Annotated in this window: 26 protein-coding genes; 11 read left to right on the top strand and 15 right to left on the bottom strand. The window is 75.2% G+C overall.

What is annotated here, in order from left to right; genetic code table 11:
- Window positions 1-103: 103 nt before the first annotated feature.
- The 3 genes from ACN27A_RS32090 to ACN27A_RS32080 form a co-directional block, all read right to left on the bottom strand.
- The gene (locus tag ACN27A_RS32090; RefSeq protein WP_421458189.1) at window positions 104-1300 is read right to left on the bottom strand and encodes a mechanosensitive ion channel family protein; all 1197 of its coding nucleotides are present in this window, start codon (window positions 1298-1300) and stop codon (window positions 104-106) included.
- Window positions 1301-1383: 83 nt separating this feature from the next.
- Window positions 1384-2205 carry a DUF1206 domain-containing protein gene (locus ACN27A_RS32085; protein WP_421458188.1) on the bottom strand — a complete coding sequence of 274 codons (822 nt, stop codon included), beginning with the start codon at window positions 2203-2205 and terminating at the stop codon, window positions 1384-1386.
- Window positions 2206-2264: 59 nt separating this feature from the next.
- Window positions 2265-2630 (bottom strand): hypothetical protein, encoded by a 366-nt coding sequence (locus tag ACN27A_RS32080; protein WP_421458187.1) that lies wholly within the window; start codon window positions 2628-2630, stop codon window positions 2265-2267.
- A 91-nt stretch (window positions 2631-2721) separates the two neighbouring features.
- On the opposite strand from ACN27A_RS32080, the gene ACN27A_RS32075 reads away from it, so the two are divergent.
- Both ACN27A_RS32075 and ACN27A_RS32070 read left to right on the top strand, forming a co-directional pair.
- On the top strand, window positions 2722-3948 hold the full coding sequence (locus tag ACN27A_RS32075) for a cysteine desulfurase-like protein (protein WP_421458186.1): 1227 nt from the start codon (window positions 2722-2724) through the stop codon (window positions 3946-3948).
- Window positions 3945-4232, top strand: coding sequence for a GNAT family N-acetyltransferase (locus ACN27A_RS32070; protein ID WP_421458185.1), 288 nt, complete (start codon window positions 3945-3947; stop codon window positions 4230-4232). The genes ACN27A_RS32075 and ACN27A_RS32070 overlap by 4 nt, the downstream gene beginning before the upstream one ends.
- 19 nt (window positions 4233-4251) lie before the next feature.
- On the opposite strand, the gene ACN27A_RS32065 is transcribed toward ACN27A_RS32070, so the two are convergent.
- Window positions 4252-5748: a glycoside hydrolase family 3 protein gene (locus tag ACN27A_RS32065; protein ID WP_421458184.1), complete on the bottom strand. Its 1497-nt coding sequence runs from the start codon at window positions 5746-5748 to the stop codon at window positions 4252-4254.
- 178 nt (window positions 5749-5926) lie between these two features.
- On the opposite strand from ACN27A_RS32065, the gene ACN27A_RS32060 reads away from it, so the two are divergent.
- From ACN27A_RS32060 to ACN27A_RS32045, 4 genes are all read left to right on the top strand, one after another.
- Window positions 5927-6049 (top strand): hypothetical protein, encoded by a 123-nt coding sequence (locus ACN27A_RS32060; protein ID WP_255474757.1) that lies wholly within the window; start codon window positions 5927-5929, stop codon window positions 6047-6049.
- A 91-nt stretch (window positions 6050-6140) separates the two neighbouring features.
- A complete protein-coding gene (locus tag ACN27A_RS32055) occupies window positions 6141-7091 on the top strand; it encodes a TIGR03557 family F420-dependent LLM class oxidoreductase (protein WP_421458183.1) in 951 nt (316 codons plus the stop codon).
- 87 nt (window positions 7092-7178) lie between these two features.
- Window positions 7179-8810: a RecQ family ATP-dependent DNA helicase gene (locus tag ACN27A_RS32050; RefSeq protein WP_421458182.1), complete on the top strand. Its 1632-nt coding sequence runs from the start codon at window positions 7179-7181 to the stop codon at window positions 8808-8810.
- 68 nt (window positions 8811-8878) lie between these two features.
- Window positions 8879-9382 (top strand): hypothetical protein, encoded by a 504-nt coding sequence (locus ACN27A_RS32045; protein WP_132236000.1) that lies wholly within the window; start codon window positions 8879-8881, stop codon window positions 9380-9382.
- A 67-nt stretch (window positions 9383-9449) separates the two neighbouring features.
- Here the strand turns inward: ACN27A_RS32045 and ACN27A_RS32040 are convergent, their stop codons facing one another.
- Both ACN27A_RS32040 and ACN27A_RS32035 read right to left on the bottom strand, forming a co-directional pair.
- Complete coding sequence (locus ACN27A_RS32040; protein ID WP_225852357.1) at window positions 9450-10223, bottom strand: ABC transporter permease; 774 nt, start codon at window positions 10221-10223, stop codon at window positions 9450-9452.
- A complete protein-coding gene (locus ACN27A_RS32035; RefSeq protein ID WP_421458181.1) occupies window positions 10216-11181 on the bottom strand; it encodes an ATP-binding cassette domain-containing protein in 966 nt (321 codons plus the stop codon). The genes ACN27A_RS32040 and ACN27A_RS32035 overlap by 8 nt, the downstream gene beginning before the upstream one ends.
- 68 nt (window positions 11182-11249) lie before the next feature.
- Here ACN27A_RS32035 and ACN27A_RS32030 point away from each other — a divergent pair, with 68 nt between their 5' ends.
- Together ACN27A_RS32030 and ACN27A_RS32025 are read left to right on the top strand one after the other, a co-directional pair.
- Window positions 11250-12041, top strand: a complete 792-nt coding sequence (locus tag ACN27A_RS32030; protein ID WP_421458180.1) for a TetR/AcrR family transcriptional regulator — start codon at window positions 11250-11252, stop codon at window positions 12039-12041.
- 84 nt (window positions 12042-12125) lie between these two features.
- Entirely contained in the window at window positions 12126-13106 is a 981-nt protein-coding gene (locus ACN27A_RS32025; protein WP_421458179.1) for a helix-turn-helix domain-containing protein, read from the top strand.
- Window positions 13107-13324: 218 nt separating this feature from the next.
- Here the strand turns inward: ACN27A_RS32025 and ACN27A_RS32020 are convergent, their stop codons facing one another.
- The 8 genes from ACN27A_RS32020 to ACN27A_RS31985 are packed head-to-tail and all read right to left on the bottom strand — an operon-like array spanning window position 13325 to window position 22093.
- Window positions 13325-14308, bottom strand: a complete 984-nt coding sequence (locus ACN27A_RS32020; protein WP_421458178.1) for a DNA topoisomerase IB — start codon at window positions 14306-14308, stop codon at window positions 13325-13327.
- A complete protein-coding gene (locus tag ACN27A_RS32015; RefSeq protein ID WP_421458177.1) occupies window positions 14292-15245 on the bottom strand; it encodes a glycosyltransferase family 9 protein in 954 nt (317 codons plus the stop codon). Before ACN27A_RS32015 ends, ACN27A_RS32020 begins: the two co-directional genes overlap by 17 nt.
- Window positions 15242-15943 (bottom strand): SDR family oxidoreductase, encoded by a 702-nt coding sequence (locus tag ACN27A_RS32010; RefSeq protein ID WP_421458176.1) that lies wholly within the window; start codon window positions 15941-15943, stop codon window positions 15242-15244. Before ACN27A_RS32010 ends, ACN27A_RS32015 begins: the two co-directional genes overlap by 4 nt.
- Window positions 15940-17499 (bottom strand): PfkB family carbohydrate kinase, encoded by a 1560-nt coding sequence (locus tag ACN27A_RS32005; RefSeq protein WP_421458175.1) that lies wholly within the window; start codon window positions 17497-17499, stop codon window positions 15940-15942. The genes ACN27A_RS32010 and ACN27A_RS32005 overlap by 4 nt, the downstream gene beginning before the upstream one ends.
- A gap of 16 nt (window positions 17500-17515) precedes the next feature.
- Window positions 17516-18172, bottom strand: coding sequence for a D-sedoheptulose-7-phosphate isomerase (locus ACN27A_RS32000; protein WP_421458701.1), 657 nt, complete (start codon window positions 18170-18172; stop codon window positions 17516-17518).
- Window positions 18169-19383 carry a glycosyltransferase gene (locus ACN27A_RS31995; protein WP_421458174.1) on the bottom strand — a complete coding sequence of 405 codons (1215 nt, stop codon included), beginning with the start codon at window positions 19381-19383 and terminating at the stop codon, window positions 18169-18171. Before ACN27A_RS31995 ends, ACN27A_RS32000 begins: the two co-directional genes overlap by 4 nt.
- The gene (locus ACN27A_RS31990) at window positions 19368-20345 is read right to left on the bottom strand and encodes a glycosyltransferase (protein WP_421458173.1); all 978 of its coding nucleotides are present in this window, start codon (window positions 20343-20345) and stop codon (window positions 19368-19370) included. Before ACN27A_RS31990 ends, ACN27A_RS31995 begins: the two co-directional genes overlap by 16 nt.
- Window positions 20342-22093 carry an HAD-IIIA family hydrolase gene (locus tag ACN27A_RS31985; RefSeq protein WP_421458172.1) on the bottom strand — a complete coding sequence of 584 codons (1752 nt, stop codon included), beginning with the start codon at window positions 22091-22093 and terminating at the stop codon, window positions 20342-20344. The genes ACN27A_RS31990 and ACN27A_RS31985 overlap by 4 nt, the downstream gene beginning before the upstream one ends.
- 189 nt (window positions 22094-22282) lie before the next feature.
- Here ACN27A_RS31985 and ACN27A_RS31980 point away from each other — a divergent pair, with 189 nt between their 5' ends.
- From ACN27A_RS31980 to ACN27A_RS31970, 3 genes are all read left to right on the top strand, one after another.
- Complete coding sequence (locus ACN27A_RS31980; protein ID WP_421458171.1) at window positions 22283-22711, top strand: SRPBCC family protein; 429 nt, start codon at window positions 22283-22285, stop codon at window positions 22709-22711.
- Window positions 22708-23709 carry an SDR family oxidoreductase gene (locus ACN27A_RS31975; protein WP_421458170.1) on the top strand — a complete coding sequence of 334 codons (1002 nt, stop codon included), beginning with the start codon at window positions 22708-22710 and terminating at the stop codon, window positions 23707-23709. The genes ACN27A_RS31980 and ACN27A_RS31975 overlap by 4 nt, the downstream gene beginning before the upstream one ends.
- A 118-nt stretch (window positions 23710-23827) precedes the next feature.
- Complete coding sequence (locus ACN27A_RS31970; protein ID WP_421458169.1) at window positions 23828-24595, top strand: polyprenol monophosphomannose synthase; 768 nt, start codon at window positions 23828-23830, stop codon at window positions 24593-24595.
- A gap of 680 nt (window positions 24596-25275) precedes the next feature.
- On the opposite strand, the gene ACN27A_RS31965 is transcribed toward ACN27A_RS31970, so the two are convergent.
- Entirely contained in the window at window positions 25276-26880 is a 1605-nt protein-coding gene (locus ACN27A_RS31965; protein ID WP_421458168.1) for a phytoene desaturase family protein, read from the bottom strand.
- Window positions 26881-26930: the final 50 nt, after the last annotated feature.

The following is a 26930-nucleotide window of genomic DNA, read 5'->3' as shown; positions in this document are numbered from 1 at the left end:
CCGGGCGGGCATGCACGCCTGGGGCGAGGCGGCCCGCCCTTGGGGCGGGTGCCCTGGGGAGGGACGGGGCACGCCCGGCCCTTGGGGTGGGGGAGGGAAGGGGTCAGCGGCGGGCTTCGGCGGGCTCGTCGGGGCCGACGAAGGCCTCGCTGCGGGCGTCACCGTCGTCGCTGCCGCCGAAGACCCGCGCGTCGTCGGGCACCTCGGCGTCGTTGAGCCGGCGCACCGGCCGGCGGGGGCGTACCCACTGCCAGGCCAGGTTGCTCTCCGCGTCCCCGATCTCGGTACGCATCCGGGGCATGGCGGTCGGCCGGTGGTCGCGGATCCAGGCGACCAGGTGCTCGCGGACCAGGCAGCGCAGGTCCCAGAGGCTGCCGGCGTCGGCGGCGCTGACCAGGGCACGTACCTTGATCGTCCCGCCGGTCGCGTCGGTCACCTGGAGTACGCAGACCCGGCCGTCCCACAGCTCGGTGCCCTCGACGAGCCGACGCAGCTCCTCCCGCATGGCCTGCACCGGCACCGCCCAGTCGACGTCGAACTCGGCCGTGCCCAGCACCGCCGCCTCGGTGCGGGTCCAGTTCTGGAACGGCTTGCTGGTGAAGTACGAGGTGGGCAGGATCAGCCGCCGGTCGTCCCAGATCTGCACGACCACGTAGCTGAGCGTCAACTCCTCGATGCGCCCCCACTCCCCCTCGACCACCACCACGTCGTCGAGGCGGACCGCGTCGCTGAAGGCGAGCTGGAGCCCGGCGAAGACGTTGCCCAGCAGGCTCTGCGCGGCCAGGGCGGCGACCACACCGACCACACCGGCACTGGTCAGCACGCCGGCGCCGATGCCGCGTACGGCCGGGAAGGTCATCAGCATCACGCCCACCGCCAGTACGACGATCACCGCGATCGTCAACCGGCGCAGCATGACCACCTGGGTCCGCACCCGCCGCGCGTGCCGGTTGTCCGGCACGTCCACCCGGAACCGGGCCAGTGCGGTGTCCTCCGCCACGACGAGCAGCGAGGCGACCAGCCAGGCGACGCTGGCGATCACGCCGAGCACCAGCAGGTGCAGCAGCACCTGCCGCCACTGGTCGCCGACCGCGTAGCCGGTGCTGAGCCGCACGGCGAACTGGACGGCGACGACGGTGGCGGCGACCTGGATGGACCGGTGCGCGTGGTCGGTGAGCTCGGTCAGCAGCAGCGAGCGCCGCCCGACCCGCCGGATCACGCGGTGCGCGACCTCGACCGCGAACAGGGCGATCGCCGCCGCAGCGAGCGCGGCGACGATCGTCCCGAGGTAGCTCTGCACGGGTTTCTTTCCTCCTCCTGGCGCCGGGCACGTGCTTCGGGCAAAGGCCCAATAGTGCCCGGCGACGCCGGAATCGACCAGGTTCAGACCTTGCGATACCGGGACTGCAGGAAGCAGAAGACGCCGAAGGCGGCGATGCCGAGCGCCACCAGGGTGAGCAGGATCTGGCCGTACGCCTGGTCGCGCAGCGTGCGCAGGGCCGCGTCCAGACCGCGGGCCTTCTCGGGGTCGTAGTTGACGGCGGCCACGATGATCAGCAGGCCGGAGATGCCGTACGCGACGCCCTTGGCGATGTAGCCGGCCATGCCCAGCCGGCGGGTGAGCTGGCGCGTCTTCGCGTTCATCTCACCGGTCTTGAGGTGCTTCTCGAAGCGCTTGATCAGCCCGTAGATCACCAGGCCGACGCCGATCGCGGCGAGGCCGAGCCCGGCCAGGCCGACCAGCCAGCGGCCACCGGAGGACTCCATGAGCTTGCCGGTCAGCGCCTCCTGCTGGTCGGCGCTGTTGGAACCGGCGTCCTTGAAGACCTTGAAGGCCGTCCAGGCGAAGTAGAGGTAGACGATGGTCCGTCCCGCCGAGGCGAGCCGCTCCCAGACGCGCTCCTTGCCGCGCTCGGCGCGGTGCCCGACGGCCGCCTCCAGCGCCTGCCAGATCGCCATGGCGAGCAGGCCGACCGCGATGGCGATGACGAGGAACTTGCCGAGCGGCTGGGCGGCGATGGTGCGCAGCGCGCCGGACTGGTCGCCGTCGTCGCCGGCCTTACCGAACGCGATCTGCAACGCCAGCCAGGCGAACAGGAGGTGCACGATGCCGTAGCCGATGAAACCGACTCTGGCCAACAACTCGAGCCACCTGCTGTTCGCCGTGCGGGAGGCGGTGGCTTCGGCATTCCGGGTGAGTGACATGGCGCCACAATCACCGAATACGAAGATTTCCAAACGTCGGCCACCGCCGCCCCGGCGGGTCAGTTGCCGGGATTCCTCGACACCCGGATCTTGACCTCCTGGTCGGTGACGCTGTCGAGCGTCACCGCGAAGCCGCCGACCTCGGTGGCCTGCTGGCCGGTCGTCAGCGACAGCTGCTCGCCGGCGACCTCGACGGTGACCTGGTCGCCCTGCGCGCCGATCAGCTTGGCCTCCACCCCGAGGATGGTGGCGCTGGCGTCCACGCCCCGGTCGAAGGTGACGGTGCAGGCGTCCAGACCGCAGTCGGTGCTGGCGCCCTCGGAGCTGCAGCCGGCGAGCAGGGCGGCCCCGAGCGCCAGGCCGGCCAACAGGCCGGCGGCCCGGCGGGTGGGGGTCAGCGGGAAGGCAACACGTCGGTTCGTCACCCCGCCAAGGGTACGAGACGCGGGCCACTCCGGCAGGGTGTGATCATCCGCGCAGGTGGGGCGCCGGAGGCGGGGCGTTAGGGTCCCGGGCATGCCGTTCGACATCGCCCGCACCCGGGCCGCCTACCCCGCCCTCGCCGAGGGCTTCGTCCACCTCGACGGCGCCGGGGGCACCCAGACCGCCGCCGGAGTCGTCGACGCGGTCACCGCCGCCATGCGCGCGGCGGTGGGCAACCGCAGCGCCGCCTTCGCGCCCGGCCGGCGCTCGCTGGAGATGGTGGCCGCCGCCCGCTCGGCCGTGGCCGACCTGCTCGGCGCCGAACCCGACGGGGTGGTGCTGGGGCCGAGCGCCACGGCGCTGACGTACACCCTGGCCCGGACCCTGGGTGCCGGCTGGCGACCCGGCGACGAGGTCGTGGTCTCCCGGCTCGACCACGACGCGAACGTACGGCCCTGGGTGCAGGCCGCCGAGGCCGCCGGAGCGACGGTGCGCTGGGCCGAGTTCGACCGGGACACCGCCGAGCTGCCGGCGGCCCGCTACGCGGAACTGGTCGGCGAGCGGACCCGGCTCGTCGCGGTGACCGCGGGCAGCAACGCGACAGGCACCGTCCCGGACGTGGCGGCGATCGCCGCGACCGCGCACGCCGCCGGCGCGCTGGTCTGCGTCGACGGCGTGCACTCGGTGCCGCACGGCCCCACTGACGTCGCCGCGCTGGGCGCCGACTTCCTGGTCACCAGCGCCTACAAGTGGTCGGGCCCGCACCTGGCCGCGATGGTGGCCGCCCCGGCGACGTGGGAGCGGCTGCGCCCGGCGAAGCTGCTGCCCTCCTCCGACGCGGTGCCGGACCGCTTCGAGTACGGCACCCCGAGCTTCCCCCTGCTGGCCGGCGTGGCCGCCGCCGTGGACCACCTGGCCGGGCTGGACCCGGCGGCCACCGGGAGCCGCCGCGAGCGGCTGGTCGCCGGGCTGGGCGCCGCGCGGGCGTACGAGGAGTCACTGCTGGACCGGCTGCTCGCCGGGCTGGCCGCGCTGCCCGGGGTCACGGTGCTCGGCTCCCCCGCCCGGCGCTGCCCGACGGTGTCCTTCCGGCTGGCGGGGCTCTCCCCGCAGCGGACCCAGGAGGAGCTGGGCGCGGCCGGCTTCTGCCTCTCCGCCGGCGACTACTACGCGTACGAGTACTTCCAGGCGATGGGGCTGCGCGACAGCGGCGGGGCGGTGCGCGCCAGCCTCTACCACTACAACACGGCCGACGAGGTGGACCGGTTGCTCGGCGAACTGGACCGGCTCGCCGGTCAGGGGGGCAGAATGGCCGGGTGAGCACCCTGGTCGAGGACAATCCCGCCAAGCACCGGTTCGAGATCCTGGTCGACGACGCGCTGGCCGGGTTCACCGCGTACCTGCCGCGCGGCGAGGTGCTGGTCTTCACCCACACCGAGGTCGACCCGAGGTTCCAGAACATGGGCGTCGGCGCGGCGCTGGTCCGGGGCACCCTCGACCAGCTCCGCGAGCGCGGCACGACGCTGGTGCCGCGCTGCCCGTTCGTGGCGGCCTTCATCGGCCGCCACCCCGAGTTCGCCGACCTGGTCACCCCCGAGCCGTAACCGGGGAGTGCGGGGTCGGTCAGCGACCCGTCAGCAGCCCGACGGCGGCGTGGGCGGCGGCCCGGGTGGCGCCGTGGGTGGCGACGTGGACCGCGCCGGTGACCAGCTCGGGCACGCCCAGCTCGACCACGACCGCGTCCGGGCGGGCGGCCAGCGCACGGCTCACCGACGCCCGCATCCAGTCGTGCCGGTGCAGGTCGCGCACCACCAGCACCACGCACCGGCCGGCCGCCCCGGCGGTCGGGTCGGCGGGCACGTCGGCCTCGGCGTAGCGGACGGTGGTGGTGCCGGCGAGCAGGTCGGCCAGCGGGGCGGCGAGCCCCCACGGGGTCTCCGGGCCGATCGCGATGTTGCGCGGCGGCTCGAACTCGACCACGTGGGCGGGACCGGTCAGCGGCAGCGCGCCGACGCCGGCGGGCGCGGTGGTGACCCGCAGCGCCCGGCGGGCGGCGGCCAGCCCGACGGCCGAGCCGGCGGCGCTCGGGCGGGACCGGGACGGCTGCTCGGCCCGGGCGGCCACCGTCCAGGCGGCGAGCTGGCCCACCCGCTTGGCCGCCTCGGCGAGGCGCTCCTCGGGCAGGTCGCCGGCGACGACCGCGGCGACGATCGCGTCCCGCAGCAGCCGGGCCGCCCCCTCGTCGGCGCGTTCCCCGCCGATGCAGATCGCGTCGGCGCCGGCGGCGAGGGCGCGCACGGCCGTGGCCGCGAAGCCGTACCGGTCGGCGACCGCCCGCATCTCCACCGCGTCGGTGACCACGACGCCGGAGAAGCCCAGCTCGTCGCGGAGCAGCCCGCCCAGGATCCGGTTGCTGAGGGTGGCGGGCAGCTCCGGGTCCAGCGCCGGCACCAGCAGGTGGCCGGTCATCACGGCCTGCACCCCGGCGGCCACGGCGGCCCGGAACGGGGCCAGCTCCACGGCGTCGAGGCGGGCCCGGTCGGCGCCGATCCGGGGCAGGTCGTGGTGCGAGTCGACCTGGGTGTCGCCGTGCCCCGGGAAGTGCTTGGCACAGGCGGCGACCCCGCCCGACTGGAGGCCGCGTACCCAGGCGGCGGTGTGCCGGGCGACCAGCGCCGGCTCGGCCCCGAAGGCGCGTACGCCGATGACCGGGTTGGCCGGGTTGGAGTTGACGTCGGCGTCGGGGGCGTAGTCGAGGGTGATCCCCAGCGCGGCGAGGTCGGCGCCCAGGTCGCGGGCCACCTCCTCGGTCAGCGCCGGGTCGTCCACCGCGCCGAGGGCGAAGTTGCCGGGCCGGGAGCTGCCCCGGGCGGACTCGATCCGGGTGACGTCGCCGGCCTCCTCGTCGATGGCGACGACGACGTCGGGGCGCTCGGCGCGCAGGGTGGCGGTGAGGGCGGCCACCTGCTCGGGGTCGACCACGTTGCGGGCGAAGAGCACCACGGAGCCGAGGCCCTCGCCGAGCCAGCGGCAGATCCAGGGTGGCGGCGTGGTGCCGACGAAGCCCGGCTGGAGGACGGCGGCGGCCAGGGCCGTCAGGCTGCCGTCGCGCCCGTTCACGCCGGCCCGCCGGTGTGGTGGCTGATGTGTCGCTCGCTCATGCGGTCGTCGTACCCCCGTCTTCTCCGCGCCCGGCGGCCCGCCACCGGCGGCGGTGCTGACATGGTCACACCGTGCGAGTAAATAGTCAATAAACCTTACAGTTGCCGTCGGGCGCGGAGCTGGGGACAGTTCGGGGATGGATCCCCTGCTGCTGGCCGACGCGACGAGCCCGGCCGACATCCCCGGCGTACGCCTGCTCGGCCTGGTCGTCGGCGGCCTCCTACTGCTCGCCGCGATCCGCGCGATGTTCCGGCGCTGAGGCGCCGCCCGGCGCCGGCACCGCGGTTCGACGGCGGCCGTCGGGGTACCGCCTGTCTCGTTGGACCGGTACGACACGGCGAGGGGGAACGATGAGGATCGGCTACTTTCTGTCCACCGAGGAGTACACGCCGGCCGAGCTGCTGGAGCAGGCGCGCGGCGCGGAGCGGGCCGGCTTCGAGGCGCTCTGGATCTCCGACCACTACCACCCGTGGACGGACGCGCAGGGGCAGAGCCCCTTCGTCTGGTCGATGATCGGCGCGCTCAGCCAGGTCTGCCAGCTTCCGGTCACCACCGCCGTGACCTGCCCGACCGTGCGCCTCCACCCGGCCGTCCTGGCGCAGGCGGCGGCCACCAGCGCGGTCCTGCACTCCGGGCGGTTCGTGCTCGGGGTGGGCAGCGGCGAGGCGCTCAACGAGCACATCCTCGGCGACGCCTGGCCGCAGGCCGACGTCCGGCTGGAGATGCTGGAGGAGGCCGTCGAGGTGATGCGCGAGCTGTGGCGGGGCGGCTTCGTCAACCACCACGGCAAGCACTACACCGTCGAGCACGCCCGGATCTACACGCTGCCGGACGCTCCCCCGCCGGTCTACGTCTCGGGCTTCGGCCCCAAGGCCGTCGACCTGGCCGCCCGCATCGGCGACGGCTTCGTCAACACCTCGCCCGACGCCGAACTCGTCCGGCGGTTCCGGGAGAACGGCGGCGGCGACAAGCCGTGCCAGGCCGGCTTCAAGGCGGCGTACGCGCCCAGCGAGGAGGAGGGCGTGCGGATCGCGTACGAGCGCTGGCCGAACGCCGGGGTGCCCGGCGAGCTGTCCCAGGTGCTGCCGTCGCCGCGGCACTTCGAGCAGGCCGGCGAGCTGGTCCGGCCGGAGGCGATGAAGGACGCCTTCGTCTGCGGGCGGGACACCGACGCGCACCTGGCGAGGATCGAGGAGTACGCCAAGGCCGGCTTCGACGAGGTCTACGTGGCCAACACCGGCCCGAACTGGCAGGGCCTGCTCGACCTCTACCAGCGCGAGGTGTTCCCCCGCGTACGCTGACCGCCGCCTCAGGTGTAGGGAAGGGCCCCTTCCTTACCCCTGAGGCACGGTTTCGGCGCTGGTCGCGTCGGGTACCTCCGGCCCTCGATGAAACTGTCCACGCACTCCACGACACTGCGCCGCGCGGCCAAGAGCCTCTTCGGCTGGACCGCACTGCGGCCCCACCAGTTGGCCGCCATGCGGGCGGTCATGAAGCGCCGTGACGCCCTGGTGGTGCTGCCCACCGGCGCCGGCAAGTCGGCGATCTACCAGATCCCGGCCAGCCTGATCCCCGGCCCGACCGTGGTGATCTCCCCGCTGCTCGCCCTCCAGCAGGACCAGATCGCGGCGCTCAACGAGCGGCAGCGGCCGGAGCTGCGTGCGGTGCGGATCAGCTCGAACGAGTCGGCCGCCCAGCAGGCGCAGGCGATCACCGAGATCCGCGAGGGGCGGGCCGAGTTCCTCTTCATCACCCCGGAGCAGCTCGCCAACCCGGACCGGATGGCCGAGGTGAAGTCGCTGAAGCCGGCGCTGGTGGCGATCGACGAGGCGCACTGCATCTCCGCCTGGGGGCACGACTTCCGCCCGGACTACCTGGCGCTGGGTCACCTCATCGACGGCATCGGCAGGCCCCCGGTCGTGGCGCTGACCGCCACGGCCTCCCCGCCCGTACGCGACGACATCATCGCCCGGCTGCGGCTGACCGAGCCCGAGGTGGTGGTCTCCGGGCTGGACCGGCCGAACCTGTTCCTCGAGGTGGCGCACTGCCCCACGGAGGACTACCGGTGGCGGCGGTTGCTCGCCCTGCTGAGCGACGACACCCGGCCCGGCATCATCTACGTGCCCACCCGGCGCTCCGCCGAGGAGTTGGCGGCCCGGCTCACCGACGCCGGTTACCCGGCCCAGTACTACCACGGCGGAATGGCGGCCGGGCCACGCGCCGAACTGCACGAGGCGTTCCTCGCCGACCAGGTTCCGATCATGGTCGCCACCTCGGCGTTCGGCATGGGCATCGACAAGCCGAACATCGCCTGGGTGGTCCACATGGCGCTGCCGGACTCCCCGGACAGCTACTTCCAGGAGATCGGGCGGGCCGGCCGCGACGGCGCCCCGGCCCGGGTGCTGCTGCTGTGGCAGGGCGAGGACGTCGGGTTGCAACGCTTCTTCAGCGGCGGCCTGCCGAACGCCGACGAGCTGCGCGACCTGTCCGCGCTGCTGCGCAAGAAGGCACGGAACAAGAAGGAGCTGCGCGAGCTCACCGGGCTCGGCCCGCGCAAGCTCGGCCAGTACCTCGCCCTGCTGGAGCAGGTCGGCGCGGCCGAGCCGAGGGCCAAGCAGCGCATCGGTGCCCCCCGCTACTCCCCCGCGCCCGTGGACGCCGCCGCGGCGGCCCTGGCGGAGGCCGAGCGGCAGCAGACCGTGACCCGGTCGCGTACCGACATGATGCGGGCCTTCGCCGAGACCACCGCCTGCCGGGGGCAGACGCTGCTGGCCTACTTCGGTGAGCAGATGACCGAGCTCTGCGGGCACTGCGACAACTGCCACGCCGGCACCAGCACCCCCGACGACGGCGCGGTCGGGCCCTTCCCCGTGCACAGCCAGGTCCGGCACCCGGAGTGGGGGCACGGCCTGGTGCTGAGCTATGAGGAGGACCGCATGACGGTTCTCTTCGACGAGGTGGGGTACAAGACCCTGTCCGTCAGCGTGGTGTCCGAACAGGGCCTGCTGACCCTCGACTAGCCTGAGCCGGGCACCGCTGGCCGGGGCCGTGGACGACGAGCGACATCAGTGCGGAAAGGGGCTTTGCCGTGATCGAGCAGCCGGCGTACACCGGATTCGGTTTCTCCGACGAGGAGTGGGGGCTGTTGGTCGGCCTGCCGCAGTCGGTGCTGACCGCGGCGAGCGCCGCCGAGTCCGACGGCACCCGGCGCACCATGGCCGAGAACGCCGCCGGGCTGGAGACCATCGCCGCCGGCCGGGAGTCGGCCAGTCCGCTGGTCGCGGCCGTGGCCGGCGAGATCGTCACCCGGGTGGGCGACCCGGAGGCCGGCGAGGAGATGCCGGTCATCGCGCCGTCCGACCCGCGCGCCTACCTGGAGGACGTGCTGGGCCGGGCCAGGGAGGCGGCGGTGCTGCTGGCCGCCCGGACGGACGAGGGCGAGGCCGGCGCCTACAAGCACTGGCTGGTGGAGATCGCCGAGCAGGTGGTGGGCGCGGCCTCCAGCGGCGGCATCCTGGGCCTCGGCGGGGACGTGGTCAGCGACTCGGAGCGGCGCTTCCGCGACCGGCTCTCCCAGGTGCTCAACGACTGACGCGACGACGACGGCGGCACCGGACGAGGTCCGGTGCCGCCGTCGCGTACCCCCAGGGTGGGGGCGGTCAGGCCACGCGGCGGCGGAACAACACGGCGGTCAGGGGCACCGAGACGGCCAGGACGCCGAGGCACCAGGCCACCGCCAGGGCCGGGGCGGTGCCCGTCGGGGTGCCCAGCAGCAGGGCGCGCAGCGTCTCGATGACGGGCGTGACGGGCTGGTGGTCGGCGAAGCCACGGATCCAGCCCGGCATCGTCTCCACCGGCACGAAGGCGCTGCTCGGGTACGGCAGGAACATCGCCAGGAAGGTGAAGCCGCTGGCGGCCTCCGGGGTGCGGGCCAGCAGGCCGAACGCGGCCGACAGCCAGGACACGGCGAGCAGGAAGAGCAGCAGCACCCCGAACGCGGCCAGCCAGCGCAGCGGGTCCACGGCCGGGCGGAAGCCGATGGCGACGGCGAGGGCCAGCACCAGCACGGTGGACACGGTGTTGCGGGCGATGCTGGCGGCGACGTGCCCACCGAGGATCGCGGTGGCGCTGACGTCCATCGTGCGGAACCGCTCGATGATCCCGTTGGTCAGGTCGGTGGTCACGCTGACGGCGGTGGTCGCCGCGCCGAAGCTGGCGCAGAGCAGCAGGACGCCGGGCACGACGTAGGTGACGTAGCGGGTGCCGGTGTCGATCGCGCCCCCGAACAGGTAGACGAAGAGCAGCATCAGCAGCACCGGCAGCAGCAGCGAGGTCAGCAGCGCGTCGACGTTGCGCCGGGACAGCCGTACGCAGCGCGCCATCATGACGAGGGCCTCGCCGGCACGGGTCGGCCGCAGGGTCAGCTCAGACACCGGCCGCCTCCCGTCGGGCGGGCACCGGGTCGCCGGTGAGGGTGAGGAAGACGTCGTCCAGGGTCGCCTCGCGGACGGTGAACCGGGCGAGCCCCTGCCGGTCGGGGTCGACCTCGTCGAGCAGGTGACGGATCTCCGGCGCGCCGCCGTCGGTGGCGACCGCCAGCTCCAGCCGGGCCGGGTCGCGGTGCGTGACGCGCCCGCCGAGGCGGTGCGTCGCCTCGGCGAAGCTCCGCGCGTCACGCAGCGTCAGCTCCAGCCGGTGGGCGCCGAACCGGCGCTTGAGGTCGCCCGCGCTGCCCTCGGCGGCCAGCCGGCCCCCGTGCAGCACCGCGATCCGGTCGGCGAGCCGGTCGGCCTCCTCCAGGTACTGCGTGGTGAGCAGCACGGTCACCCCGGCACCGGCCAGCTCGGCGACCACCTCCCACAGCCCCTGCCGGCTGCGCGGGTCGAGGCCGGTGGTCGGCTCGTCGAGGAAGATCACGGACGGCTGGCCGACCAGGCTGGCCGCGAGGTCGAGCCGGCGGCGCATCCCGCCGGAGTAGGTCACCACCCGACGGCCGCCGGCGGCGACCAGGTCGAAGCGCTCCAGCAGGTCCGTGGCGCGCCGCCGGGCGGCGGCCGGGGCCAGCCCGGCCAGCCGGGCCATCATGTGCAGGTTCTCCGCGCCCGTCTGCTGGTCGTCGAGCGCCGCGTGCTGGCCGGCGAGGCTGATCGCCCGCCGGACCCGGCTCCGGTCGCGGACCACGTCGTGGCCGTCCACGCGGGCCACGCCCCCGTCGGGCGTGGTGAGCGTGGCCAGGATCCGGACGGTCGTGGTCTTGCCCGCCCCGTTCGGGCCGAGCAGGGCGTGCACGCTGCCCCGGGCGACCCGCATGTTCAGGCCGTCGAGCACCGCCACCCCGCCGTAGGACCTGCGTAGGTCGACGGTCTCCACCGCCGCGTCCGTCACTCCCATCGCCCCTCACCCTCCGATTTCTGCGTACGTCATACGCTGTTCTGCGTGTACCATACGCAGAAGCTAGGATGGCGGTCAACGCCGCGTACCGGGAGGTGAGGATGAGCGACGCCGACGTCGAGCTGCCGGAGAGCATCGAGCTCGCCTGGGGCCTGCGGGAACGCCCCGGCAGGGGACCCCGGCGCAGCCTCACGATGCGGCAGGTGGTGGCCGCCGGCATCCGGGTGGCCGAGGCCGACGGGCTGCCGGCGGTGTCGATGAGCCGCGTCGCCGGCGAGCTGGGCGTGGCGACCATGTCGCTCTACCGCTACGTCTCCGCCAAGAACGACCTGCTGGAGCTCATGGCCGACACCGCGTACGGGGACCCGCCCGCGCCACGCGCCCCGGGCGAGGGCTGGCGGCCGGCGCTCGCCCGCTGGGCGCTGGCCAACGTGACGGCGATCCACCGCCACCCGTGGATCCGGCAGGTCCCGATCAGCGGCCCGCCGCTGGGCCCCAACCAGGTGCGCTGGATGGAGCAGGGGCTGGCCGCCCTGCACGGCACCGGCCTGCACGGCGTCGAGCGGCTCTCGACGGTCATGCTGGTCAGCGGGTACGCCCGGAACTGGGCCGCCCTCACCGCCGACCTCGACGAGGCCGCGGCGCGCGAGCAGCTCGACCCCGACGACGCCGGAATGCGGTACTGGCACCAGCTCGCCCTGCTGACCCGGCACGGCGCCTACCCGGCGATCCGGGAGCTGCTGACGGAGGGCGCCGAGGGACGGCAGGACGAGGTGTTCGACACGGAGTGGCAGTTCGGCCTCGACCGGATCCTCGACGGCGTCGAGGTGCTGATCCAGGGCCGTACGGCCACGGCCTGACCCGGGGCCGGGAAACCCGCTGTGCGGGACGGGCGCCCACGATGGACAATCGGCACCCGGACCGGCGCGAGGACGGGGGAGCGGATGCTTCGGCCGACCGTCGTCGACACCGAGCAGGTGCCGGCGGCCGAACGCTTCGACATGTGGCTCGACCTCGTGGCGCGTACGGCCTCGCCGCTGCGGATCCGCACCGAGCACGCGCACGACTTCGCCGCCCGGGCGGAGATCGTCGAGCTCGGCCCGATCCAGGTGGTCAACTACCGGTATCCGTCGCTGGAGGGCGTCCGGACGCCGAGGCTGGGGCGCGAGTCGGCCCCGGAGATCTACACGCTGGCGCTCACCGTCGACGGGGACGGCGCGGCCAGCCAGGCCGGCCGGAGCAGCGTGCTGGGGCCGGACGAGTTCATCTTCTACGACGGGTCGCGGCCGCACGGGGTGCGGCACATCGGCGACGACGGCGGCCGCGAGCCGGCCCGTTCCGTCGTGGCGCTCATCCCGCACGCCGCGCTGCCGCTGTCACCGGACCGGCTGGCGCCGCTGCTCGGCGGCCGGATGTCGGGCACCGAGGGGATGGGCGCGCTGCTGGCCCAGTTCCTCCTCCAGATCGCCCACCATCCCGAGCAGTACCACGCCGCCGACGCCGCCCGCCTCGGCGCCGTCGGGCTCGACCTGGCGTCCACGATGCTCGGTCGGCACCTGGTGGCCGAGGACGTGGTGCCGACCGAGGTCCGCAGGCGCGCCCTCGTCACCCAGATGCGGGCGTACATCCAGCGGCATCTCGGGGACGCGACGCTGAGCCCGCAGGTGGTGGCGGACGCGCACCACGTCTCGCTGCGTACCCTGCACCGGCTCTTCGCGGCCGAGGAGTCGACGGTCGCGTCGTACATCCGGGAGCTGCGGCTGGCGCGGTGCCGGCACGACCTCGCCGACCCGGGCCTGCGCGGCCAGCCGATCCAGGCGATCGGGGCCCGCTGGGGCTTCCCCGACAAGGCCCACTTCAGCCGGATCTTCCGCAAGGCGCACGGCGTCGGGCCACAGGCCTGGCGGGCCGGCCAGGCGGAGTGAGCGCGGCACGGAGAGTCAACCCGGCGGCGTCCACGGTCAACCCGGTCGGGGCAGACTGACGTCGAGGGGTCCGATCCCTGCCTGCCCCGGCGCCGGCCGGGATCGGACCGCCGACGGGGGCCGTGGCGAGCCGCCCGCCGCCACGGGGGAGGCGGGCGGTCGCCCGGTGACCTGGACCGGCCCCGGCGCTCCCCACCCAGGACGGCGCCGGGGCCGCCTCAGGCGTCCTCCAGCAGTTCGAGAACGATCCGCTCGGCCTTCTCGCGGGGCGTCGCGGGGTCGACCGGAGCCACCACGCCGTCGTGGAAGAGGTCGACCACGCGCGGGTCGACGTAGGACGTGCGGGCCACGGTGGCGGTGTTGCCGAGCAGCTCGGCGACGTCACGCATCACCGCCGCGACCGCCCGCCTGCCGGCCGTCGCCGAGCGCGGCGGGCCCACCGTCGCCAGTTCGGTCGCCGCGCGCACCGTGGCGTGCCAGGTGCGGAAGTCCTTCGCCGTCATCTCGCCGCCGCTGGCGTCCCGCAGGTACTCGTTGACCTCGTCGCTGCGCACGTCGCGCCAGTCCCCGCCGTCCCGGTAGCCGAACAGGCGGTCGGCCGCCCGGCGCTGGCGGCGCAGGTTGACCAGCACCCGGCACAGCTCCGGGTCCTCGATGCGGCGCACCTGCTCGACGCCGCCCTTGGCGGGAAACTCGAACACCACGCAGCCACCCCGGGACCGGGCGTGCTCGGGGCGCAGGGTCGACACCCCGAACGTCGGTTCGTCGCCGGCCGCGTACTGGTCGCTGCCGACCCGGAACGTGCCCATGTCCAGCAGCCGGGTCACCGTCGCCAGCACCCGGTCGCGGTGCAGTCCCCGGCCGGACAGGTCCCGCCCGACCCGCTCGCGCAGCACCGGCAGCCGGCGGGCCACCTCCAGCACGTGGTCGAACTTCGCCTCGTCGCGCTTCTCCCGCCACGTCGGGTGGTAGAGGTACTGCTTGCGCCCGGCCGCGTCGATGCCGGTGGCCTGGATGTGCCCGTTCGGGTACGGACAGATCCACACGTCGCGCCAGGCGGGCGGGATCACCAGCTCACGCAGCCGGCCCAACCGGTCGGGGTCGCGGACCGGCTGCCCGGACGGGTCCAGGAAGAGCCATCCCCGCCCGCGCCGGCGTCGCCCGTACCCCGGCCTGCCCGGATCACTACGCCGCAACCGCACGACAGTCCCGCACCGCCCGTTCCACCTCGTCCACGGCGGCCACCACCTCGTCGACCCCGATGGCCGCCAACGTCGGATGGCTTCCTACCCCCTCCCACCTGGGCAAACCCTGTCCACCCGCCCACAGCGCCCGGTGGCGGGAGCGGTCCGACGGCGGCCCCCACCGGGCCGGGGAGACCGGGCCGAAGAGCACCACCGACGGCGTGCGGTAGCCGGTCGCCAGGTGCGCCACGCCCGTGTCCCCGCTGACCACCAGCCGGGCGTACGCCACCAGCGCGGCCAGCCGGCCCAGGTCCGTCCGGCCGGCGAGCACCGCGTCGGCGGGCAGCCGGGCGGCGTCCGCGATCCGCTGCGCGGTGGCCCGCTCGTCGGGGCTGCCGGTGAGCACCACCCGGTGCCCCCGGGCGGCCAGTTCCCGGGCCAGCGCGGCGAAGCGTCCGGGCGGCCAGCGCTTCGCCGGGACCTTGGAGCCCGGGTGCAGCACGGTCACGCCGGTCGGGGCGCCGCCGGAGGCCGGGCGCCGCAGGTCCAGGTCGGTGCGGTCGGCGGGGATGCCGTACCAGCCGAGGAGACGGCACCAGCGGTCGACCTCGTGTTCGTCGTCGCGCCATTCGGGGCCGTCGTGGTGGCCGGCCTCCGGGCTGGCGTAGGCGAGCAGCCGACCGGGACGGGTGCCGGCGAGCATCCGGTGCGACTCGGGGCCCCGGCCGTGCAGGTTCACGGCGACGCGCGGCGTCCCCAGGGCCGGGTCGGGGCGACCGAGCCCGTCCGTGGGCACCAGCCGGTCGACGCCGCCGACCAGGTCGACCAGCGGCGCCAGCCAGCCGGGTGCCGCCAGGACGAGGTCCCGGCCGGGGTGGGCGGCACGCAGGGCGCGCAGGGCCGGGACGGCGGTGGCGAGGTCGCCGACGCCGAGGGCGCGCAGGGCGAGGATCACGGGTAGGAGGTCTCCTGGTCGGCGCAGACGACCATCTCGCGGACGGCGCAGCCGGCGGGTTGGGACAGCGCGAACATGACGGCGGCGGCGGTGTCGGCGGGGTCGTTCAGCACGGCGTCGGGACCGGGCTTGTACGCGGCGTCGCGCTCGTCGAAGAAGGCCGTGCGCATGCCGCCGGGGATGAGCAGCGTGACGCCGACCCTGCCGGCGAGCTCGGCGGCGAGGGCCCGGGTGAAGCCGACGACCCCGAACTTCGCGGCGCAGTACGCGGTCGCGTCGGCCACGGCCTTCACCCCGAGCGTGGAGGCGACGGTAACGACGCTCCCCCGGGAGGTCTCCAGGAAGGGCAGGGCGGCCCGTACGACGGCCGCCGTGGCGAGCAGGTCCACGGCCACGATCCGCTCCCAGGTCTCGCCGGGAATGTCCGCCAGCTTCCCGGGCACGTCCATCCCCGCCGCGGTGACCACCGCGTCCAGCCCGCCCGAGCGCTCGGCGAGCTGCCGGGTGGCGGCCTCCGCGGCGCGGGTGTCGGCCAGGTCGCACTCCACCCACGGCACCCCGTCGGCAGGCGCCTGCCGGTCGAGCACCAGCGGTCGTCCGCCGGCCCGGGCCACGGCCGCGACCACGGCGGCGCCCAGGCCGCTCGATCCGCCCGTGACCAGCACGGTGCGCCCCGCGCCGGGCGACCCGGCGCTCATCGGGTGCCCTCCGTCGTCGTCGGTCCCGCGAGGCCGGCCCGCGCCCGTCCGGGCTCGCCCCCGGGCCTCGCCGACGCGCCGGGCGCGGGACCGGGCGGCGGCGCGCAGGCCGGCGGCACGGTGTCGGTGAGCGGCGGCCCGGCGGTGCCGGTGGAGCGGGCGGCGGCGATCAGCCCGGTCGTGGAGCGGCCGTCCAGGTACGGCACCACCACGGCGTTGCCGCCCCAGCGACGCAGCACCTCCGCCTCGGGCAGGGCGGGCTCGCCGCCGTCACCGGCGTAGTCGCCACCCTTCACCCAGACGTCCGGCCGCAGCCACGACAGCGCCGCGTGCGGGGTGGCCTCGTCGAAGATCATGACCGCGTCGACGCAGCTCAGCGCCGCGAGCAGCCGGGCCCGGTCGCCCTGCGGGATCACCGGCCGGTCCGGGCCCTTCAGCCCCGACACGCTCGCGTCGGAGTTGAGGCAGACCACCAGGCAGTCGCCGAGCTGCCGGGCGGCCTGCAACGTCGCCACGTGCCCGGCGTGCAGCAGGTCGAAGCAGCCGCCGGTGGCCACCACCGTCCCGCCGGACGCGCGTACCGCCGACACCACGCCGGCGGCCGCGGCCACGCCGACGCGCTCGCCGCCGGGGCCGGAGACCGCCGGCGGCAGCGGACGCACCGCCCGCGGCAGCGCCGTCGCCACTCCCCCGCCGGCCACGTACGCCGACGCCTCCGCAACCGCCTCCTGCACCGCCTCGGAGACCAGCGCCCCCCGCGCCAGGGCGAGGCTGGCGGTGGCCGCGAACCGGTCACCGGCCCCGCAGGTGTCCCCCTCGGCGACGGCCGGGGCGGGCACCACCATCGGCGTCGCGCCGGCGTGGCAGAGCAGCGCCCCGTCCCCGCCCAGGGTCACCGCGACCGCGCCGGCGCGCCAGCGCTGGCGCAGCCCCTGGGCGCCCCGCGCCGCCGTCGCCAGCCGGGTCGCCCCCGGCGTGACCGTGACCAGTTCCCGCACCTCGGACTCGTTGGGGGTCACCAGGTGCACCCCCGCGACCGCCTCCGGTCCCCGTGGATGCGGGTCCCAGACCACGGGGGCCCGGGTGGCGGCGAGGGCGGCACGCAGCGCGGGCTGCCGGACGACGCCCCGGCCGTAGTCGCTGACCAGCACGGCGGAGGCCCGGGCGATCACCCGCAGAACCACCTCGGACGGCTCGCCGGGCGTACCGGCCGCGCCGCCCCGGTCGTGGCGCAGCAGCACCCGGCCCCGGGCGCGCAGCCGGACCTTCTCCGGCGTGCCGCCGCGCAGCCCGAGGGGATACACCTGCACTCCGGCGTCGGTGAGCAACGAGGCGAGCCGGGCACCCCCCGCGTCGTCCGCCAACGCGGTCACCAGCACCACGTCGGCGCCCTGCGCGGCGGCGAAGACGGCGGCCAGCCCGGCGCCGCCGGGCCGGTCGACGTGCGCGGTCTCGTCCAGCACCGGCACGGGCGAGTCCGGGCAGAGCCGGTTCACCACCCCCTCGACGTCCCGGTCCAGCAGGGTGTCACCGACCACCACGACGGGTCCCCTCACGCTGCTTCCCTCCTCATCACGCCTGGACCTGCTGACCTGCGCCGCCGTCGAGCACCACCTCGACCCCGGTCCGTACGGGCGCCCCGGGCGCGGCGGGCGCCACCGGCAGCGCCCGCTCGACGTACTCGCAGAGGAGGTGGCTGGTCACGAGGTGGAGTTCCTGCACGACCTGGCTGTCGGCCGAGCCGACGGCGAGCACGTCGTGGCACAGCTCCGCCAGGGGGTTGGGGGCGGGGCCGGTCAGGGCCCAGCAGGTGAGCCCGCTGTCGCGGCCGGCCCGGGCGGCGGCGAGCAGGTTGGCGCTGGTGCCGCTGGTCGACAGCAGCAGCAGGACGTCGCCGGCGCGGCCGTGGGCGCGTACCTGACGGGCGAAGACCTCGTCGTAGCCGTAATCGTTGCCGATGGCGGTCATCGCGGAGGTCTCCGCGTGCAACGCGATGGCGGACAGGGGCTGGCGGTCGTCGCGGAGCTTCCCGACGAGTTCGGCGGTGAGGTGCTGGGCCTCGGCGGCGCTGCCGCCGTTGCCGGCCACCAGCAGCCGGCCGCCGTCGACCAGCCGACGCGCGAGGGCCTCCCCCCACCGGGCCAGCAGCGTCTCGTGCCGCCGGAAGGGCACCAGCGCCGCCGCCAGGTTCGCCAGGTGCGCGTCCAGCGGCGTGGGTGCCGCCATCAGGCCACCACCCGGGTCGGCCGGTGGACCGCCACGTCGCCGTAGACCTCCACCAGCCGCTCCGCCGTGGCCGCCCAGGAGTACCGCCGCCGGGCCCGTTCCCGCGCCGCCGTCGCGTACGCGAAGCGGCGGATCCGGTCGTCGAGCAGCCCCTGGATCGCGGCGCCCAGCGCACGCGGGTCCCGGGCCGGCACCAGGTCGCCGGTGACGCCCTCGACCACGGTGTCCTTGATCCCGCCGACGGCGGTGCCCACCACGGGCACACCGCACGCCATCGCCTCCAGCGGGGTGAGCCCGAACGGCTCGTACCAGGGGGCGGCCACCAGGACGTCCGCCGAGCGGTACCAGCGGCCCATCTCCTCGCGGGGCACCGCGCCGACCAGTCGCACCCGGTCGGCGACCCCGCAGCTGACCGCGAGGGCGCGCAGCCGGCGGGCGTACGGGTCGGTCTCCAGCAGGCCGGCGGGCGGGCCGCCGACGACCACGCACTCGGCCTCGGGCACGTACGCCATCGCGCGCACCACGGTCTGGAAGCCCTTGCGCTCGACCAGCCGGCCGACGGTCAGGATCCGCGGCCGGCCGTCCTCCCGCTCGGCGATCGGCCCCAGCGGGGCGAACGTGCCCAGGTTGACGCCGGACGGCACGACCGTCATCCGGGAGCGGGGCACGCCCATCCGGACCAGCTCGCCGACCTCGTCGCCGCACTGGGCGATGACCCGGTCGACGGCCCGGCCCAGCTCCCGCTCGTAGCCGATCCGGCGGGCCGGGCTGGTGTCCTGCACGCCCTGGTGGCGCCGCTTGACCACCCCCAGGGCGTGGTACGTCTGCACGACCGGAACGCCGGTCTGCCGGCTGGCGGCCAGCGCGGCGAGACCGCTCATCCAGAAGTGCGCGTGGATCACCTCGGGCATCCAGTCGCCGCCCCGCCACCGGTCGACCAGCCAGCGGCTGAACTCCCGCATGTGCGGCAGCAGGGCGTCCTTGGCGACCGGCTCGGCCGGCCCCGCCGGGACGTGCACCACGTCGTAGCCGTCGGCGCTGCGTACGGTCACCGGCAGGTCCACGGCGTCGCGGCGGGTGTAGACCCGCACGTCGTGTCCGGCGGCCGCGAGGGCGGCGGAGAGCTCGGCGACATGCGTGTTCTGACCGCCGGCGTCCTCGCCGCCCAGGATGGCGAGCGGGCTGGCGTGCTCCGAGATCATCGCGATGCGCATACTTCCTCCTCCAGCAGCCGGTCCCAGTCGGCGAGGAAACGGTCGAGGCCGTAGCGGTCCCGGGCGGCGACGCGGGCCCGCTCCCCCGCCCGGCGTGCCTCCGCCGGCTCGTCGACGAACCGGCGGGCGGCGTCGAGCAGGGTGTCGAGCCGGGTGGACAGCGCGCCCGCCCCCGGTGGCACCGCCATCGCCGCCTCCGTGGCGGCCAGCGCGACCACCGGCATCCCGATGGACATCGCCTCGATCAGGCTCAGCCCCAGCGAGGTCCACCGGCACAGGTGCAGGTACGCCCGCCGCCGCCCCAACTCGGCGTGCATCCGGTGCTGGGGCAGGTCGTCGTGGCTGGTGAGCCGCTCGGCGGGCAGGCCCAGGTGCTCGGCCAGCCCCGCCACCTTCATGCCGAAGACGTCCAGCGGGGCGATCTCGGCGAAGCGGGGCAGCAGATCGGTGCCGGTGACCCGCCCCCGGCGTACCGGTTCGTTGATCACCACCGCGAGCCGGTCGAGCTCGCCCGTGTACCGCACGGCGGGCGGGACGATGCCGTGGTCGACCACGGTGGTGCGGGTGGCCCCGGTGTCCCAGAACAGCTCGTTGAACCCGGTGACGTGGGCGACGAGCAGGTCGTCGCGATCGGCCATGGGGTGCCGGCTGTTGGGCACGTCGCCGTCCTTGGGCGTGTTGTGCTCGACGTAGACGGCGGGTACGTCGCGGCCGGGCCGCCGGCCGAGCCACCGCTCCGCGAGGTCGATCTCCTCGGGGCGTTGCAGGACGACCAGGTCGACGTCGGCGGTGCGCAGCTGCTCGGGGGTCACCTCGACGGCCGTGTCGGGCCACGGGTAGGTGCGGGCGCGGCCGAGGCCGTAGGGGCCCCGGTCCGGGGTGACGGGCACCAGGTACCGGTGCTTGCCGTGCACGAACGACGTGGTCCAGGAGCCGTGCACGTGCCACAGGAGCAGGTTCATCGGCCACTCCCGCCGATGGTGGCCAGCGTCGGCCCGCCGGCGGACGGGCTGCCGGTGGTCGGTGCCGGCCGGGCCGACGGGGTCACCCCGAGCAGCCGCAGCGCGTCGACGACCTCCTCGGGGTCGACGTTGCTCAGGCAGGGGTGTCCGGGCACCGGGCAGCGCGCCGCCCGGGTGTCGCGGCAGGCGGCCTCCGCGTCGCCGAGGCGCACGGTGGGCACCCGCCACGGCCCCCACTGCCCGAACGGCACCGTGGGGGCGAACAGGCTGACCACCGGCACCCCGTGGGCGGCGGCGAGGTGCGCGGGGCCGGTGTTGCCGACCACGACCGCGCCGGCGCCGGCGACCGTCGCGGCCAGCGCGGCGAGGCCGGTCCGCCCGCCCAGGTCGACGGCGACGTCGCCGGCCACCCGCGCGGTCAGCTCCTGCTCGTCGGGGCCGCCGGTGACCACCACCCGGTGACCGGCGGCCGTCAGGGCGCGGGCGATCCGCGCGGCCAGCTCCGGCGGGCAGCCCCGGGCCTGCGCCGCCGAGCCGGGGTGCAGCACCACGTAGCCGGACGCGCCGACCTCCGGCGGCGGCGCCTGCGCCGGACGCAGGCGCAGGGCGGGTCCGTCGTGGTCGGCGAGGGCGAAGCCGGCGGCGGCGGCGAGGGAGAGCGCGCGTTCCGGTTCGGGTACGCCGGCCGGCACGCGGTGCCGTACGTCGAGCAGGCTGCCCGGGTAGTCGTCGCTGATGGCGCTCACGCGCCCGACCCCGGCCAGGCGCAGCAGCAGGGCCAGGGGCAGGGGCGACTGGTGGAAGCTGGTGAAGACGACCGCCTCGTCGGCGTGCACGGCGGTGAGCCGGTCGGCGAGTCGACGCATGTCGGCGGGGTCGACGGGGTCGGGCGCGGGGTCGATCCAGGGCAGCCGGTGTTCGACGATCTCGTCGACGCCGGGCAGGAGTTCCGCCGCGGCGCGTCCCCGGGGCCCGCACAGCAACACCACCCGCTCGGCGTGGGCGGCGACGGCGCGGATGGCGGGCCCGGTCACCAGCACGTCCCCGGCCGAGTCGGCGCGTACCACCAGCACCGTCCCCGCCCGCCGCCCGCCGGCGCCCCGCGCGGCGTCGGTGCCGGCCTGCCGGTGGGTGGCCGGGTCGAGCGCCGCCTGGCGGCGCAGGATCTCCGCCACCGCCGCCGGGAGATCGGGGGCCACCTGCGGGGCGGCGGCCACCTCCTGAGGGCGGGTCACCGGCGTGGGCACCAGGATTCCCGACGCGCCCGCGGCCGACGCCGCGACCATGTCCCGGCCGATGTCCCCCACCAGCACGCACCGCGCCGGCACGGTGCCCAGCTCCCGCGCCGCGGCGTGCACCAGCCCCGGCGCCGGCTTGCGGCACCCGCATCCGTCGCCGTCGTCGTGCGGACACACCAGCCAGGCGTCGAACGGCCCCAGCAACCGCTCGACCCGGGCGTGCACCGCCCGCAGCTGCGCCTCGGTGAACAATCCACGGGCCAGGCCGGACTGGTTCGTCACCACCGCCAGCCGCAGGCCCGCCGCCCGCAACCGGTCCAGGGCGGCCCGCGCTCCCGGCAGCGGCCGTACCTTCTCGGGGTCGCCGTTGTACGGCACGTCCTCGATCAGCGTGCCGTCGCGGTCGAGCAGCACCGCGTCGAACAGGACGGGCTCGGACCCCGCCGCGTCAGCACCGGCAAAAACCCGGGCTGACCTGCGCTGATCCGGCTCCACCTGGTCCTGTCGCACAGCCGGCGGGTTCCCGACGCCCCGGGGAGTAAACGTCGTCCCGGACGCGCCCGCCGCGTCGTACGCCGGCGGCGCCGACACGCCGGCCCGCAGGTGCCGTTACCCGTCGCCCGGGAGAAGCTAACCCGTCGCCACCGTTAGCCCCGACCGCACCCGGGGTATGGGAGCGCAGTGGCGATTGTGGAGAAAGTGATCGAAGCTTCCCCGCAGCAGGTCTGGGCGGTGCTGGCGGACGGGTGGACGTACAGCGACTGGGTCGTGGGCACGGTGCACGTGCGCGACGTGGACGACGCCTGGCCCCGGGTGGGCAGCCAACTGCACCACAAGGCCGGGCCGTGGCCGTTCTCCCTGCACGACGTCTCCACGGTGCTGACCTGTGATCCGACGCGCCGGCTGGTGATCCGCGCCGGCCTCTGGCCGGCCGGCGAGGCCATCGTGGTGTTCACCCTCGAAGCGGTCGGCGCGGACGCCACCCGGGTACGCATCGGCGAGGACTTCGCCGCCGGTCCGCTGCACTGGATACGCAACAAGATCAACGACCTGGTGCTGCACCAGCGCAACAAGGAGACCCTGACCCGGCTGGCCGACATCGCCATGCGGCAGAAGGCGGACGCATGACGCAGACCGTGGTGGTCACCGGGGCGAGCGCCGGCGTGGGACGGGCGGTCGCCCGCCGGTACGCCGAGCGCGGCGCCCGGCTCGCGCTGCTCGCCCGCGGCGAGGCCGGGCTGGCGGCCGCCGAGCGCGACTGCCGGGAGCTGGGCGCCTCGGAGGTGCGCACCTACCGGGTGGACGTGGCCGACGCCGAGGCGGTGCAGCAGGCCGCCGACGACGTGGTGCACCGGTTCGGCGGCATCGACGTGTGGGTGAACAACGCGATGGTCTCGGTCTTCGCCCCGGCGTGGGAGATCCCGGCCACCGAGTTCCGGCGGGTCACCGAGGTCAACTACCTCGGCACCGTGCACGGCACCCTCGCGGCGCTGCGGCACATGCGGGCCCGTGGGCGGGGCGCGGTCGTGCAGGTCGGCTCCGCGCTGGCCTACCGCGGGATCCCGTTGCAGTCGGCGTACTGCGCGAGCAAGCACGCCGTCCAGGGCTTCAACGACTCGCTGCGGGCGGAACTGCTGCACGACTGCCCGGGCGTGAAGCTGTCGATGGTGCAACTGCCGGCGATCAACACCCCGCAGTTCTCCTGGGTACGCACCCGGCTGCCCCGGCACCCCCAGCCCGTACCGCCGATCTTCGCACCCGAGGTGGCCGCGAGGGCGATCGTCTGGGCGGCCGACCACGGGCCGCGCGAGCTGAACGTGGGTGGCCCGACCTGGCGCGCCCGGCTCGGCGACGTCCTCGCCCCCGGCCTGCTCGACCGGAAGCTGGCCCGCGACGGCTACGACAGCCAGCAGACCGAGACCCCGATCGACCCGGCCGCCTGGCGGGACAACCTGGACCGTCCCGGGGACGACGAACGGGACCGGGGCGCGGAGGGCGTGTTCACCGACCGGGCCCGGGGCCGCTCGGCCGCCCTGTGGATCGGTACGCACAAGCCGGCCGTCTCCGGCGCCGCCCTGGCGGGCCTGGCGGTGGCCCTCACCGCGCTGGCCCGCCGCCTCCGCTGACCCCGGACGGCCCCCCGTCGGGGCGGAAGACGGGGCGGTAGGGGTGGCCTTTTCGACCCGGATGTGGCAACTGGCTACGCTCTGAGGGAGCCCTGTCCGCCGACCGAGGATGTCCGACATGATCGAACCCGTGCAGTTGCCCGTGCCGTGGCGGGACGCACGCCTGACCGTCGTGGTTCCCACCTACAACGAGGCGGGCAACCTCCCGGTGCTGGTCGAGCGGCTGCTGGCCCTGCCGCTGCCGGGCCTGAAGATCCTGGTCGCCGACGACAACTCGCCGGACGGCACGGGTGAGGTGGCGGACAAGCTGGCCATCGAGCACCCCGACCGGGTCGAGGTCGTGCACCGGGCCGGCAAGGAGGGCCTCGGCCGGGCCTACGTGGACGGCATCGGGCGCGCCATCGAGGGCGGCGCGGAGTACGTGGCGCAGATGGACGCCGACCTGTCGCACCCGCCGGAGGCGCTGCCGGGCATGCTCGGCGCGCTGCTCTCCACCCAGGCCGGCGTCGTGATCGGCTCCCGGTACGTGCCGGGCGGCGAGCTGGACGAGAACTGGCCGCTCTACCGGCGGGCGCTCAGCGGCTGGGCCAACCTCTACGTGCACACGCTGCTGCGGGTCCGGATCCGCGACCTCACCGCCGGCTTCAAGATCTGGCGGGCGGACGCGCTGCGCGACATCGGCCTGGAGCGGGTGCAGTCCAACGGCTACAGCTTCCAGGTGGAGATGCACTACCTGGCCACGAAGCTGGGGCACACCATCCTGGAGGTGCCGATCCGCTTCGAGGAGCGGCGCGACGGCGCGTCCAAGATGACCACCGCGACCAAGATCGAGAGCGCGCTGATGCCGTTCAAGCTGCGCAGCAAGCACCGCAACATCGAGCGCTGACCCGACCGATCCCCGCCACGCACCCGCCCTGCCACCCTGCCACGCCACGTCCTGCCCTGGTCCCGGGTCCCGTTCAGCGGGCCGGGCCCGGGCGGCAGGCGAACCGGCCCGGCGGTGGCGGGGCGGCTTCCTCGGCCCGAACGGCTCGGCGAGCTGCTGGTCCGGCACTTCGTCGACCGGGGGGGGGGAGACCGACGGGACGGCGGCGGACGACGGACAGGTGGAGCAAGGGCGAAGGCGAGCGGTAGCGGCGGCGAGCGGCGGACGGGCGACCTTGAGTCTCAGCCGTCCGCCGCACGGAACGTCCGACACCCGGCACCGCGACTGCGAAGCGTAACCCTCACCATCCGTGACTATCGACGGCGCCCCGGGATCGCCGCTCTCCGCCCTTTGCTCTGCAGCCATGGACGCACCACGTCGCCGACCTGGGGTTGACTCGCCGTTGGTGCGGCGGACTCGCCCGCACATCGTTACCCGCAGCAACCGTTGCATATATGGATGCAGAGCAAAGGGTGCGGCGAGCGACCCGCGCGGCCCGCGCTCCCCTTACTGTCCGTCAAAAACTCCCCCACAATCCGCCAACGGGCACGCGCGGCGTCCGGGTGCCTGCTGGCCCGGATCTACGAAGTGTCGGCCTGTTCATGCGGGCCGCAGTGCACATCGCCCTGCGCCCCGCGCGGTCAGCGGTAGATCGCGCGGTGCGCGGCGTCGATCCCGGCCGCGTACAGCGGGCCGGTGAGGGCGCGGTCGCGGGCCAGGGCGGCGCGGGCCGCGTTCGCACCGGGTGCGCCGTGCACGCCGCCGCCCGGGTGCGCCGACGCGCTGGCCAGGAAGAGCCGATCCACCGGGGTGTCCGCGCGGCCCAGGCCGGGGATCGGACGCAGGAACAGCTGCTGGTACGCGGCGGCGGTGCCCCCGCCGAGCGCGCCGCCGACCAGGCTCGGGTCGCCCGCCTCCAGGTCGGCCGGGCCGGCCACGTGCCGCCCCACGATCAGGCTGCGGAACCCCGGCGCGGCCTCCTCCAGCACCTGCTCCATCCGCTCGACGTGCGCGGCGATCTCCTCGACCCGCCACTTCTGGCGGAACGGCAGGTGGGTGTACGACCAGAGCGACTCCGTGCCCGGCGGCGAGTGGCTCGGGTCGGCCACCGACATCTGTCCCAGCAGCAGGAACGGGTCGCGCGGGATCTCCTTGCGGGCCAGCGCGGCGGCGTAGCTGGTGAGGCCGTCCAGGTCCGCCCCCAGGTGCACGGTGCCGGCGGTGGCGACCGCCCGGTTGGTCCACGGCACGGGGGCGGACAGCGCCCAGTCCACCTTGAGCGTCGAGCCGTCCCAGCGGAAGTGCGCCAGGTCCTCCACCAGCCGGGGCGGCAGCGCCGCCGCACCGACCAGGTCCAGGTAGAGGGCGGGCGCGGGGACGTCGGCGAGCACCGCGCGGCGGGCCCGCCAGAGGGCGCCGCCGGTGGTACGCACGCCCATCGCCCGGCCGCGGGCGGTCAGCACCCGGTCGACGTGTGCGCCGTAGAGGATCCGGCCGCCGCGCTCGGTCAGCCGGGCCACCAGCGCGTCGGTGATCTTCTGGGCGCCGCCGTCGGGCACCGGCCAGCCGACCTGCTGGCCGAGCATGGCGAGCAGCCAGCCGTACACGCCCGAACCGGCCTCCTCGGGCGACAGGTCGGTGTGCAGGGCGCAGCCGGCCAGCAGCACCGGGCCGCCCTCGCCATCGAAGAGTTCGTCGCCGAGCTTGCGCACCGGCACCACGAGCCGCCGGGCCAGCCGCAGCGCCCCCGACACGCGCAGGCGGCGCAGCAGGGTCAGGCCCCCGCGCACCGGCGGGAACGGCCTGGTGATGCTCTCCAGCATCGGCTCGGACACCTGACGCCAGTCGTCGTACGCGTGCAGCCAGCGCTTGCCGTCGCCCGGGGCGAACGCCTCCAGCGAGGCCGCGGTGGCCTCCGGGTCGCGGTTGAGCACCGCCGCGCGCCCGTCGGGCAGCAGGTGGGCCAGCACGTCCGGGGAGTGTCGCCAGCGCAGCCCGTACCGGTCGAGCCCCAGCCCGCGCAGCACGGGCGAGGCGTAGCCGAGGGGGTAGAAGGAGCTGTAGAGGTCGCTCAGGTAGCCGGGGGCCGTCACCTCGGCGGAACGCACCGCCCCGCCCGGGCTCTCCGTGGCCTCCAGCACCAGCACGTCCCAGCCGGCGTCGGCGAGCAGATTGGCGGCGACCAGGCCGTTGTGGCCTGCTCCCACGATGACGGCGTCCGCGCTCTCCGCGCCGGGCGAACTCATCCGATCCGCCTACCCGGCCAGCAACCGGGCGAAACGCGTTTGCCGCGCCG

It is taken from the genome of Micromonospora sp. WMMD737, from assembly GCF_049179055.1.
GTDB lineage: Bacteria > Actinomycetota > Actinomycetes > Mycobacteriales > Micromonosporaceae > Micromonospora > Micromonospora reichwaldensis.
The sequence above is the reverse complement of the archived record's forward strand: the minus strand, read 5'-3'. Positions and strand labels throughout refer to the sequence as shown.